Here is a 13,016-nt window from a genome sequence, read left to right on the forward strand (position 1 = left end):
TGAACTAAAATTCGCGGCTCGAATTTCCAAGGCCAAAAGTCTGCATGTTTTTCTCTGATCAAGTTGAAGCGGATCTTCGTCACCGCGTGGCGACGAGCCCGGAATCCCCGGCGGCCAACAATAATCTGGGCCTGCATCTACGCCAGCTGGGTCGGTTTCAGGAGGCGAAGGCATCGCTTCAGAAAGCTTTTTGGCTCAATCCTGGATCGGCCGACATTGCGTTCAACTTTGCTTGTGTGTTGATCGATCTCAGCGAGTCAAACGGTGCGGTATTTGCATTGCAGCGCGCGGTGCGCATCAAGCCGCTTTGGCCGGATGCGCATCGCTTTCTTGGACGCGTTTTGCAGAGCTTGGCTCGCTGGGACGAGGCTGAACACGCATTTCGTCGAGCGATAGCGCTGGAACCAAATGGTGCGTTAGCGTACATAGCGCTCGGCGATTTACTCAGACTCAGGCGGCGTTTCGCCGAGGCTGAAATGGCATACAGGCGTGCGCTGACGCTCGATCCGACCGCGGTTCAGGTGTACAACGGATTGGCATTCGCATTGACGGGTTTGCAGCGCCCCGAGGAGGCGGAGAAGTTCGGGCGGCAGGCTCTTGTCCATTACCCAAATAATCCAGCCGTCAAACTCACGCTCGCGTTCATTCTGCTCAAACTTGGACGGTACGAGGATGGGTGGAAGTTCTACGAATCTCGTTTCGAAAAATCGAAAGAATGGGACACCGAGAATTTTCTGTTCCCCTATCCGACCGTGGGAGAAACCCCGGACAAGAGATGGGCGGGCAATTCGCTCGCGGGCAAGGCATTAGTCGTTGTGCCTGAACAGGGATTGGGCGATGCAATCCAGTTTGCCCGCTTCATGCCGATGCTCAAGGCGCTAGGTCTGTCCAGACTCGCAGTTGGATGCCAGCCTGTTCTGGTTCGCCTGATGGGCTTTGTCGATGGCATCGATGAGGTGCTCGATGCTTCACAGAACGTCGAGTTTGCCTCGTACGACGCGTGGTGCTACATGATAAGCGCGGCGCATCACCTTGGCATGACACTCGATAACCTGCCTGCGGATGTGCCTTACCTCCGGCTACCGCAGGATCTTGTCGTCCAGTGGCAAGACGTTCTGAACGCGCGCGTGTCGTGTGAAAAACCGAGGATTGGCCTGGTTTGGGCCGCCAGTCGGGGCCTCGACAAGCCACGGCCCGGACGGCGCATTACGGATACGGGACGCACGATGGCGCTGAAAAGTCTTGGCGGCTTATTGAGCAATCGCGATGTCGAATTCGTGAGTCTTCAGTTAATTTCCAACCAAGAGGAACTAACGCAAATCCCAGCGGAGTTGCGCCCGGCCGACATGATGGATGGCGTCACCGATCTCGCGGATACGGCCGCGATCATTCAGAACCTCGATCTGGTGATCAGCGTGGATACGAGTATGGCGCATCTTGCAGGCGCATTGGGCAAGCCGGTGTGGATTATGTTGCCCTTCGATGGTGACTGGCGCTGGCTGGTCGATCGTGAGGATTCGCCGTGGTATCCGTCGGCGCGTATCTTCAGGCAGGAGCGGCCTGATGACTGGAATGGCGTGATTGAACGAGTTGAGCAGGCGCTGCGGATGGCTGTGCAAGCCGGGGAATTTGCGACAACCGCTGAGAAATTCGATGCTCGAACAGGAGGATTGGGAGGCGGCCTTTGCCAGCGATATGAGATGTATTAGCCGATACGCGAACTATCAGACAGTGTCGGGGGATGTGTTGCCTTCGCTGTCTGTCTGGTTGAGGGCTGCTTTCTACGTTTTCGTGCAAGGCTGCTGTTTGTGGTTTTGTTTATGCAGTGGCCGCCTCCCCGGCGGGGGGATCACTTTCTTTGCTGCTGCAAAGAAAGTAATCAAAGAAAGCTTTTCCAACCAGACAGTGCCGCTTGAAAAGGCAAGTGATTAATGGGCGCGCTTGGTGACAATAGTTATCCACCTCGGAGGCCTGCCCGGCCTGCAAGGGGCTTGGTACGCGCCTATTTCGCACCTCTGTCGGTCTAGCAAAGTGGTGCGCAGTCATCCGCGCGGCGTTTTTCGCGCTCACGCGCCTTCGCCGTGGCAGTCTGCAAGGGAACCCGGCAGATCACCAAGGCTCACGACATCATCAAATGTCATCGCTTTAATGCTATTCGGCCTAACCGCGCTTAGCGCTTCTTTGCTGACCATCTCAAAGCAATGGTGAGGCCGAATAGAAGTGCCATGCTTTAACGATTGGCCACTGATGTTTAGCGCTTATTTACCACCCACCTCAAAGTAACGGTAGGGCCGAATAGCGTCCCAGCGATGGCGCTTGAGCATTCTTAGTGGCGACATGCACACTCTGTGTTTCCCTTGCAGACCCTCTAGCGAGGCGGCGCAGGGGCGCCGACAAAGTTGGAAGGATGAGCGCGGACCGCTTTGCCATACGACAAGAGGTGCGTAATCGCAAGGTGGCCTAGCCCCTTACAGGCCGGGCAGGCCTCCGACGTGGGTAACTATTGTCGCCAAGAGCAAACCTTAATCCACTTGCCGTTTCAACCGGCACTGTCTGTTTGGAAAAGCTGCTTTCTTTGATCACTTTCTTTGCAGCAGCAAAGAAAGTGATCCCCCCGCCGGGGAGGCGGCTACTGCATAAATAAAACCAACAACAGCAGCCCCTTCCCCGAAGAAAAAAAACTCCTCAAAAAACCTACCCCGTATTCCTCAACCCCGCCGCAATCCCATTAATCGTCAAATGAATCCCTCGCCTGAGCCGAACATTCTGATCCCCGGCGCGATGGCGCTTCAATAACTCCACCTGCAAATGATTAAGCGGATCGAGATAAGGAAACCGATTCTTAATAGACCGCGCCAGCAAAGGATTATCCGCAAGCCTTTCCTTGCGCCCGGTGATCTCCCCAAGCATGGAAGACGTCAACTCATGCTCAGCCACAATCCGATCGAACACCAGCTTGCGCAGCTTCTTATCCGACACGAGTTGCGCATACCGCGAAGCCACAGCCAGATCGGTCTTGGCCAGCACCATATCCATATTGGAAAGCAGATTGGTAAAAAACGGCCACGTCTTATGCATCTTGCGCAGGAGATTAAGCCGCTTGCCGCGCTCGGCATCCGAACCCGCGCCATCGAGGTAGGCGGAAACCGCGCTCCCGAACCCATACCAGCCAGTCAGAAGCAAACGGCACTGCCCCCAAGAAAAGCCCCACGGAATCGCCCGCAAATCCTCGATCTTCCGCTGCTTAGGATCCTGCAACTTCCGCGAAGCAGGCCGGCTGCCGATATTAAGTTCAGCAATCTCAGCAATCGGCGTCGATGAAAAGAAGTAGTCGGTGAACCCTGGCGTCTCATACACCAGCGCACGATAAGCCGCCATGGCGGAGTCGGAAAGCGACTGCATCGCTGCTTCGAACTTCGGCAAATCGGCCGGCGCGTTCTCGTGCGGCGCAATCGATGCCTCCAGCGTCGCCGCCACGACCGTCTCCAGATTGCGTCGCCCGATCTCGGCATTCGCGAACTTGCTCGCGATCACTTCGCCTTGCTCGGTGAGACGAATCTGTCCCGCCACCGTGCCCGGCGGCTGCGAAAGAATCGCCTGATAGGTCGGACCACCGCCACGTCCCACGGTGCCCCCGCGTCCATGGAACAGACGCAACGTGATCCCGCGCTTCGTAAATAGCGATACCAACGCCAATTCCGCGCGGTACAACTCCCAGTTCGACGTAAGAAAACCGCCATCCTTGTTGCTGTCCGAATACCCGAGCATCACTTCCTGCTCATTGCCCTGATTCTCGACGAGCTTCGCAATACCCGGCAGCGCAAAAAACTCACCCATGATGACGGACGCATTGCGCAAATCCTCGATGGTCTCGAACAGCGGAATCACCATCAGCCCATCGCGCGGCGAATCGTCCTTCGATCCGAGATAGCCTTGCAGCACGCCGGTTTCCTTCTGCAAGAGCATGACTTCGAGCAGATCGCTGACCGTTTCCGTGTGCGAGATGATGTAGTTGCGCACCGCCCGCGCACCGAACTTCTCCCGCGTCACGCGCGCGGCTTCGAGCACGCCGAGTTCGCTTTTCGCGAGGTCCGAATACTCCGCATACGGCAGACGCAGCGGCCTCGGTTGTCCAAGCTCTTTCAGCAGCACGGCGCGCTTTTCTTCCTCGCTGAGCGCCGCATAATCCGCCACCACGCCCGCACGCGAAAACAGTTCGGTGATGACCGCTTCGTGAATATCCGAGCTTTGCCGCAAGTCGATGCTCGCCAGATGAAACCCGAACACTTCCGATGCCCGCGCCAGCGGCGACAACCGCAACATGCTCATCGGCGCACCGTGATGTTCGGTGAGCGAATCGATCAGCACGTTCAGATCGCGCGTGAATTCGGCGGCATCCGCATACGGCGTCGCGCGCACCGGCGCGGCACCGCGTCCCGCGCTGCGCAACGCCACCGCGCCTTCGCCCAGACGCACGCGCGCACTCGCGGCCAGCCGCGTGTAAATGCCGATCAACGCCCGCCGATAAGGCTCGTCCGTACGATGCTGCGACTGATCCGGCGATGCCTCCGCAAGCGCCTTCAGCGCATCACTCGAACCGGCGAGCAAGTCGGACACGGACAACTCCGCGCCGAGCTTATGAACCTGCTCCAGATAATGTTCGAAGATGACCGTCGCTTGCCGCGTGATGGCGTTCTCCAGCGTCGAACCATTGACGTTCGGATTGCCATCGCGGTCGCCGCCGATCCAGCTTCCCATCTGAAAGAACGGCGGCAGACGCGCGGGCAGGCCGTGTTCGCGCAGCGCATCTTCGATGTCAGCATACAGCGCGGGAATCTCTTCGAGGAAAGTCGCGCGGTAATAAGAGAGCGCATTTTCGATTTCATCCGCAACGCTCAAACGCGCCTCGCGCAGCATGCGCGTCTGCCAGAGCGAAGTCACGCGCGCGCGCAACACCGCTTCGTTATGCGCGCGTTCGCGGGCCGTCAATTCCTGATCGCGCTCGGCAAGCAGGCGTGCGATGTCGTGTTGCGCATCCAGAATGCTCTTGCGCGACACTTCGGTCGGATGCGCAGTGAGCACGGGCATGATCAACGCGTTATCGAAGAACTTGTGCAGCAGCTTGCGCGTCGAACTGACATTCTTCAGCTCGCGCATATGCTCGATGGCATATGAAATGGTGCCCGGCTTCGATGCCGAACCCGCAAGCGCGTGAATGCGCCGCCGCCGATTGTGATGCCGGTCCTCCGCGATATTCGCGAGATGCGAAAAGTAGCTGAACGCGCGCACGACGGACACGGTCTGCTCCGGCGACAATCCGCGCAGACGCTTTTCGAGCGACTGCGAGGCATCCACATCGTCCTCGCGGCGAAACTTCACAGCGGTCTGACGAATGGATTCGACGACATCGAACACGTCGTCGCCTTCCTGTTCGCGAAGAACATCCCCCAGCAAACGGCCGAGATAGCGGATGTCCTCGAACAGCGGACGGTCCTTGTCATCGCGCGCGGGCACAGACGTACCGTTGATGATTTCGGCAGCTTCGACCTTGGCCTTCTTCTTCTTGCCCTTGACCTTGCCTTCAATCGGCTCGGAAGAAGGCTCCACGGAAGCGCGCGATGCCTTCTCGGCGGCTGCGGCTTTCGTCATGCTGACAGAGGCGGAGGACGACGACGCCGCGTTCGGCGCGTCGGAGAGAGAGTCGGGCGATACCGCTTGGCGGCGCTTGGAGCGCGCCGGTCCGGAAGACGTCACGTGGGTTCTCCTCATGGGCAGCCAAACCAAGGTACATCGACAAAAATCGGCGACGAGCGCAAAACACGCGGCATCCGACAACGACTGCCCGTGCTTTTACGATGATCGCGAACGGACGTGCGCGAAGACGGCTTGTTCTGAACGAGCCGCGCCACGGCCTTCCTTTCGGACAAGCCGCCGAGGATCACGCGCAAGACGGCAGGCGCGCGCCGGAAGGCGCATCAGGCAAGGCTTTGCGCGACGCCAGTCGATAAGATGACCGTGGCGTGCGTGCTACCATTGTTCGTTATTCAATCCCGTCATTCGATCGAGCTTCAATGGCTTCAATCAACTCCGAGACGCATTCGACGCAACCGCCCGCAAGCCTCACGATTGCCTCGCGTGAGAGCCGGCTCGCCATGTGGCAGGCCGAGCATGTGCGGTGTGCGCTGCACAAATTATATCCACGTTGCGACGTGAAAATCCTCGGAATGACGACACGCGGCGATCAGATTCTCGACCGCACCTTGTCCAAGGTCGGCGGCAAGGGTCTTTTCGTGAAGGAACTCGAAGCCGCGCTCGCCGATGGCCGCGCCGATCTCGCCGTCCATTCGCTGAAAGATGTGCCGATGCAACTGCCCGATGGCTTCACGCTCGGCGCCATTCTCGAACGCGAAGATCCGACCGATGCCTTCGTCTCCACGCACTATGCTTCGCTCGACGAACTGCCTGCGGGAAGCATCGTCGGGACATCGAGTTTGCGTCGCGAAGCCATGATCCGTATGCGCTTTCCGCATCTCGATGTGCGTCCGTTGCGCGGCAATCTGGATACGCGTTTGTCGAAGCTCGATCGCGGCGATTACGCGGCCATCATTCTCGCGTCCGCCGGTTTGATGCGGCTCGGCATGGAAGCGCGTATTCGTGCGCGGCTCGATGCATCGGATAGTTTGCCGGCGGCGGGACAGGGCGCGCTCGGTATCGAGATTCGCGCGGATCGTGCCGATCTGATCGCGTGGCTCGCGCCGCTTCATGATGAAAAGACCGCGCTCGCCGTCGAAGCAGAACGCGCGGTGTCGCGTGCGCTCGGTGGCAGTTGCGAAGTGCCGCTGGCTGCGTTCGCGCAATGGAAGGGCGACGCGCTGCATCTGCGTGGCATCGTTGCCATGCCGGATGGCAAGCGCGTGCTGCGCGCCGAAGAACACGTGCAGACGCCCGATCTCGCCGCAGCGCTGGAACTGGGCAAGCGCGTGTCGTCCGATCTCGCCGCGCAAGGCGCGATGGAAATCGTCGATGCGCTCACGACCTTGCATCGCGCGGATGGTCCGAACACCGCGCCTTCGGAGTCGAAGTCCTGATGGCAGCCGCACGCCGCGCCACGATCATCGTCACGCGTCCGGGCGGGCAATCGGCCGCGCTCGTCGCGCGTCTTTACGATGCGGGCTTCGAGACGATCGAGTTCCCGCTCATCGATATAACACCAGTCGCGGACGATGCCCCGCTGCGCGCCGCGCTCGACGAACTGTACGGACCGCAGCGTTATGCGCTCGTCGTGTTCGTGTCGCCGAATGCGATCGATCATGCGTTCACTCGCCTGCATTCGGCGTGGCCCGCCGATGTGCCGCTCGCGGTCGTCGGGCCGGGCAGCGTCGCCGCGTTGGCGAAGCAGGGCGTGAGCGCGCCGGCGTATCGCGTCATCAGTCCTTCGGGCGAGCATGCCGATCCGCGTTTCGATTCCGAAGCGCTTTACACGGCCATCGAAGCGGAGTTCGGCGAAACCGGTCTCGAAGGCAAACGCGTGCTGATCGTGCGCGGCGACGGCGGCCGCGAATGGCTCGCCGAGCGCATGACCGAAGCGGGCGCGCTCGTCGAGAAAGCGACCGCGTACCACCGCGTGTTGCCCGAGCCGTCCATGCAGAAGTGGGAGCGCATTCACGCGCTGCTCGCCGACGGTCCGCACGCGTGGCTCATCACCAGTTCCGAAGGCGTGCGCAATCTCGAAGAACTCGCGCGCGAACATCTCACCGCCGATGAAATCGTGCGCCTGAAGCGCGCGCCGCTCGTGTGTCCGCATCCACGGATCGCCGAGGCCGCGCGGCAGGCGGGTTTTGATAGGATGACGGTGTCCGGCGCGGGCGATGAGCGCATCGTCGAAACAATCGAAACGCTGTTCCCTCGCGCACCGGATGCGTCTGCTTCCACTTCCACGCAGGCGGACGCTGCATCCCGCACGGCCAATGCGCCGCTTCATCAACCGGCTAACCAACCGGCTCAATCACGCATGACTGATTCGAACGATTCCAACAAAGATTCACCTCAGCCGAACGTGACACCGCCCGTGCCGCCGAACACGCCATTCACGCCTTATGAGCAGCAGGAGAAGCGGCGCGGCAACGCGGGACTCGTGTCGTTGTGGTTCGTCATCGTTATTCTCGCGGTGGCAGCGGGCGCGGGCGCTTTCGTGCTGAACCGCAAGTTCGAGCGCCACGACGCGGAACTGACGCAGCAAGTCCAGCAGGCCGACGCGCAAAACGCGGAACTGCGCGCCAAGTCCGATCAGGCCGCGAGCGCCACCAACGCGCTCAACACGCAGCTTATCCAGCTACAAGGCAAGCTCGCCGATGCCGAAACGCATAGCCAGGCCTTGCAGCAGCAATATCAGGACTTGGCGAGCAACCGCGACGACTGGACGCTCGCCGAAGTCGAGCAAATTTTGTCGAGCGCGAGCCAGCAATTGCAGTTGACCGGCAACGTGCAACTCGCGCTGTTCGCGCTGCAAAGCGCCGACCAACGGCTTGCCGCCAGCACCGGCCCGCAGATCGTGACGATCCGCAAGGCGATTGCCGCCGACATCGACAAGCTGAAGGCCACGCCTTCCACCGACCTGACGGGGCTCGCCATCAAGCTCGATACGGCCATCGATCAGATCGATCAGTTGCCGTTGCAGGGCGAAGCGCCCATCGCCAATACGCGCACACAGACGGCCGACGCGCCCGACAGCGCATCGGTCGCGGCGGCGACCGGCGAGCCGCGCTGGAAAGTGCTGTGGCGTCAAATCACGGGCGGCGTGTGGCAACAGTTGTCGGGTCTCGTGACGGTGCGGCGCATCGATAACGCGGATGCCATGTTGGTGTCGCCCGATCAGGGTTACTTCGTGCGTCAAAACGTGAAGTTGCGGCTGCTGTCCGCGCGTCTCTCGCTGCTTTCACGCAGCGAACCCACGCTCAAGTCGGACCTTCATGCAGCGGATACCGCGCTTGGCCGCTATTTCGATCCGGCATCGAAGAAAGTGCAGGCCGTGCAGGAACTCGTGCGTCAGGTCGATGCCGCGTCGCCCGCGGTCACCTTGCCGAACCTGAACGCCAGCCTCGCCGCCGTGCATCAGTTCAAGCGAGGCGGATAATGACGATACGTGGACTCATCTGGCTCGCTTTGCTGTTCGCCGTCGCGGTGGTGATCGCGACGGTCGGCGGCTTCGACGGCGGGCAAATCCTGCTGGTCATGCCGCCGTATCGCGTGGACGTGTCGCTGAATCTGTTCGTGGTGACGCTCGTGGTGCTGTTCATCGTGCTGTACGGGATCATCCGCGCGGCGCGCGGCGTGTGGAAAATGCCGGCGCGCGTGGCGGCATATCGCGGGCGCAGCAAGATCGCCAAGGCGAATGCTTCGTTGCGCGATGCAGTCGGCCATCTGTACGCGGGCCGCTTCGCAAAGGCCGAAAAATCCGCCCGCGATGCGCTCACCTTCGACGACAACAAGGGCGCGGCGAGTCTCGTCGGCGCGAGCGCGGCGCATCGTCTGCATGAATATGCGCGGCGCGATACGTGGCTCGCGCAAGTCTCCGGCACCGACTGGCAGGACGCGCGCTTGATGGCCACCGCCGACATGCGCGCCGATGGCCGCGATGCGGACGGCGCGCTCATCGCGCTGACGGAAATGCAGGCGCAGGGCGGACGGCGCATTCACGCGCAGCAGATCGCCCTGCGCGCGCAGCAGCAGTTGAAGAACTGGAACGAAGTGCTCAAGCTCGTGCGCATGCTGGAGAAGCGCGAGGCGCTGCATCCGGCGGTGGCGGTGCGGCTGCGGCAAGTGGCGGCGGAAAATCTGCTGCGCGATCGTCGCCACAATCCAGATGCGTTGCTGGAGTTCTGGCAATCGCTCTCGCCGACCGAAAAGCAGTCGCCGCGTCTGGCCGATCTCGCGGCGGAATTGCTGATCGCGCTGGATCGTCGCGCGGAAGCGCGGAAGATCGTCGAAGATGCGCTGTCGCATAACTGGGATGCGCGCTTGCTGCGGCGTTATCCGGATTGCATCGTCGGCGGGGATGCGTTCCCTTTGATTCAGCGCGCGGAATCGTGGCAGAAGGAGCGCACCGAGGACGCGGATTTGCTGTTCACGCTCGGGCGCTTGTGTCTGCATCAGCAGTTGTGGGGCAAGGCGCAGGCGTTTCTTGAACAGGCGCTCAAGCTGGCGGACAACGAGCCGTTGAAGATCCGCACGCATCGCGCGCTGGCGCGGTTGTTCGAGCAACTGGGCGAAGCCGATAAGGCGGCCGAGCATTATCGGGCGAGTGCGTTGGCGATGAACGTGGTTTGAACGCTCGTCACGCAGCAACGAAAAAGCCGCATGGATTTCAGGCCCATGCGGCTTTTTTTATCGACCAAGCGTGCGTCAATAAGTCGGCACTTTCGAATCGACTTGCTTCGACCACGCATCGATCCCGCCATACAGATTGAACATGCTCTTGAAGCCGCGCGATTCGAGGAACATCGCGACTTGCGCGCTGCGTGCGCCGTGATGGCAGATGCAAACGATCTGCGCTTCGTCGTCCAGTTCTTCGCTGCGGGCGGGGACATCGCGCATCGGAATAGCGACGATGTTCTCCATCTTCGCGGTCTGCAACTCCCACGGCTCGCGCACGTCGAGCAAAACGGGAGCGGGGCGCGAGGTATCCGCGAGCCACGCGGCGAGTTCGGGTGCGGTGAGGTTTTGCATGAGCGTTCGTCAAGGATAAAAACAAAACGCCGGGCAAAACCCGGCGTCGATGCGAAACTAAAGTCAGAAGCGGAACAGCGACGGATGCGCCGCGTTCTTCAGCGGCACCACGAGCGTTTCGAAGATATCGGACACGCGGAACTGCTTTTCGTCGACCCGGCGGATGATCTGCGCCTTCATGACCGGCGCGCGCCCGACGAACGCCGCGATGCGCCCGCCCACCTTCAATTGCTCCAGCAACTCCTGCGGCATGACCGGCAGGCCGCCCGACACGCAGATCACGTCGTAAGGCGCGCCGTCCGGCCAGCCCAGCGCGCCATCGCCGACGATCACTTCCGCGTTCGTCACGCCGTTGGCGGCGAGATTCTGCTTCGCGAAATCCGCGAGTTCGGGCGAGATTTCGATCGATGTCACGCTGCGCCCGCGATGCGCGAGCAGCGCCGCCATATAGCCGGAGCCCGCGCCGATTTCCAGCACCGTCTCACCCTTGTGGATGGCGAGTTCCTGAAGCACGCGCGCCTCGACCCGCGGCGCGAGCATGCGTTCGCCGCCCGGCAGCGGAACTTCGAGGTCCGCGAAAGCGATGTTGCGATACGCGGCGGGAACGAAGTTCTCGCGCTTGACGATCGACAGCAGGTTCAGGACGTCCTGGTCCAGCACATCCCAGGGACGGATCTGTTGCTCGATCATGTTGAAACGCGCTTGCTCGATGTTCATGTTCTGTGTGCGAGTTGACGGCTGGCGGCGCGACGCCGCAAGCCTTGAGCGGGGGCCAGATAACCTCTGGATTGTAGCAAACGGACGGGTTTTTCCGCCCGATCGCGGGCCGTCGGCCTGACGTTGCCTCGATTCAATGCGGCAGCCGGATATCGAACTTGAAGGTCAGGAGGCGCGCGATCAGGATGAACGCCGTCGAAATCAGCACGCTGTAGATCGTGTCGAATTCCAGTTCCGAGAGGCCGAGGTAAATCCAGCATCCGGCGAACGCGCAGACTGCATACGGGCGCGAATCGCGCAGGATCAGCGGGATTTCGTTGCACAGCACGTCGCGCAGAATGCCGCCGAACACGCCGGTGATCACGCCCATGAGCGTCGCGGTGAAGGCGGGCATCTGCGCGTCCAGCGCGATGGAGGTGCCCGACACGCTGAACAGACCGAGGCCGATGGCATCCGTCACGAGCAGGGCGCGCTGGTCGAACAGGCGTGTGGTCACGCGCAGGAACAGCGGCGCGAAAATCGCCATCGCGAAAACGACGAGCACGTAATCCTGATGGATCACCCAGTAGAACGGGCGGCGCGACAGCAGCACATCGCGCACCGTGCCGCCGCCGAACGCGGTGACCAGCGCGACGAGAAACGCGCCGACCGAATCCAGCCGCCGCTTGCGCGCTTCGATAAGACCGGAAAAGGCGTAGGCGAAAATCGCCAGCCCTTCCATGATGGAAATAGCGAGAGTGAGTCTAGGATGCACGGTCGGGCCCTGCCTTGCTGCCCTTGTTCTGGCTTCTGTCCTGCGGATGAGTGTGATGCCGCTGCGCGCTGCCCGGCTGCAACAGGACGAGCACCGCGCCCGCGCCGCCATCGTGAGGACGCGCCTGACAGAACGCGATGACTTCCTCTTTCTGCACGAGCCACGCGCGCACCTTGCCCTTGAGCACCGGTTCCCGGCCAATCGACCCGAGCCCCTTGCCGTGAATCACGCGCAGACAACGCAGCCCGCGCTTGACCGCCTCGCGAATGAATTCCGCGAGCGCCTCGCGCGCTTCTTCGCGCCGCATGCCGTGCAAGTCGAGTTGCGCCTGCACGATCCACGCACCGCGCCGCAGCTTCCTCACCACTTCCTGACTCACGCCGGTCCGGCAAAAGGACAGCGTTTCGTCGATGTCGAGCAGGCTTTCGGGATCGTATTCGTCGGAGAGCGCTTCGTGCAGCACGGCTTCTTCGTCCAGACGGCTTTGCGTCGGGATGGGCGGCGGCGGCACGCGCGTCATGGTGATGCGCGGCGGCGTCTTCAACGGCTCGATTTCGCCGATGGCGCGACGAAACTCATCCGCCTCCGCGACGGCTTCACGTTCGGCGCGCGCCGCCGCGATGCGTTGCACTTCGCGCTTTTGCGCATCGGCCTTGAGCGCGCTGCGCAGGCCCGCGAGACCGGCGAGGCCTTCGCGTTTCACGGCATCGGCGATTTCGCGCGGTTCGGCGGGCTTGGTGTCCTCGGGCGCAGGCGCGCGCGGCGCGGATGCACGGCGCGGCTTCGGTTCGTTCGGGTGCGGTTGGTTCTTCGGCATCGT

9 protein-coding genes are annotated in these 13,016 nt (G+C 61.5%); 4 read left to right on the forward strand and 5 right to left on the reverse strand.

Annotated elements, in window-relative coordinates:
• Nucleotides 1–44: 44 nt before the first annotated feature.
• On the forward strand, nucleotides 45–1,709 hold the full coding sequence (locus tag ACZCWR_RS06270; protein WP_487302849.1) for a tetratricopeptide repeat protein: 1,665 nt from the start codon (nucleotides 45–47) through the stop codon (nucleotides 1,707–1,709).
• A 985-nt stretch (nucleotides 1,710–2,694) separates the two neighbouring features.
• Here the strand turns inward: ACZCWR_RS06270 and ppc are convergent.
• Nucleotides 2,695–5,754, reverse strand: a complete 3,060-nt coding sequence (ppc, locus tag ACZCWR_RS06275) for a phosphoenolpyruvate carboxylase (RefSeq protein WP_487302850.1) — start codon at nucleotides 5,752–5,754, stop codon at nucleotides 2,695–2,697.
• 326 nt (nucleotides 5,755–6,080) lie between these two features.
• Here ppc and hemC point away from each other — a divergent pair, with 326 nt between their 5' ends.
• From hemC to ACZCWR_RS06290, 3 genes are read left to right on the forward strand one after another with little or no spacing between them, the layout of a single operon-like run.
• On the forward strand, nucleotides 6,081–7,088 hold the full coding sequence (hemC, locus tag ACZCWR_RS06280) for a hydroxymethylbilane synthase (protein ID WP_487303266.1): 1,008 nt from the start codon (nucleotides 6,081–6,083) through the stop codon (nucleotides 7,086–7,088).
• Nucleotides 7,088–9,133 carry a fused uroporphyrinogen-III synthase HemD/membrane protein HemX gene (gene hemDX, locus ACZCWR_RS06285; protein WP_487302851.1) on the forward strand — a complete coding sequence of 682 codons (2,046 nt, stop codon included), beginning with the start codon at nucleotides 7,088–7,090 and terminating at the stop codon, nucleotides 9,131–9,133. The genes hemC and hemDX overlap by 1 nt, the downstream gene beginning before the upstream one ends.
• Nucleotides 9,133–10,326 carry a heme biosynthesis HemY N-terminal domain-containing protein gene (locus ACZCWR_RS06290; RefSeq protein ID WP_487302852.1) on the forward strand — a complete coding sequence of 398 codons (1,194 nt, stop codon included), beginning with the start codon at nucleotides 9,133–9,135 and terminating at the stop codon, nucleotides 10,324–10,326. Before hemDX ends, ACZCWR_RS06290 begins: the two co-directional genes overlap by 1 nt.
• Nucleotides 10,327–10,401: 75 nt before the next feature.
• Here the strand turns inward: ACZCWR_RS06290 and ACZCWR_RS06295 are convergent, their stop codons facing one another.
• The 4 genes from ACZCWR_RS06295 to ACZCWR_RS06310 all read right to left on the reverse strand — a co-directional run bounded on the left by ACZCWR_RS06295 (nucleotide 10,402) and on the right by ACZCWR_RS06310 (nucleotide 13,013).
• A complete protein-coding gene (locus ACZCWR_RS06295) occupies nucleotides 10,402–10,725 on the reverse strand; it encodes a rhodanese-like domain-containing protein (protein WP_487302853.1) in 324 nt (107 codons plus the stop codon).
• Between the two features lie 63 nt (nucleotides 10,726–10,788).
• Nucleotides 10,789–11,442, reverse strand: coding sequence for a protein-L-isoaspartate O-methyltransferase family protein (locus tag ACZCWR_RS06300; protein ID WP_487302854.1), 654 nt, complete (start codon nucleotides 11,440–11,442; stop codon nucleotides 10,789–10,791).
• A 133-nt stretch (nucleotides 11,443–11,575) separates the two neighbouring features.
• Complete coding sequence (locus ACZCWR_RS06305; RefSeq protein ID WP_487302855.1) at nucleotides 11,576–12,196, reverse strand: trimeric intracellular cation channel family protein; 621 nt, start codon at nucleotides 12,194–12,196, stop codon at nucleotides 11,576–11,578.
• On the reverse strand, nucleotides 12,186–13,013 hold the full coding sequence (locus ACZCWR_RS06310) for a Smr/MutS family protein (RefSeq protein ID WP_487302856.1): 828 nt from the start codon (nucleotides 13,011–13,013) through the stop codon (nucleotides 12,186–12,188). Before ACZCWR_RS06310 ends, ACZCWR_RS06305 begins: the two co-directional genes overlap by 11 nt.
• Nucleotides 13,014–13,016: the final 3 nt, after the last annotated feature.

This window comes from Caballeronia sp. A2-2 (genome assembly GCF_057612605.2).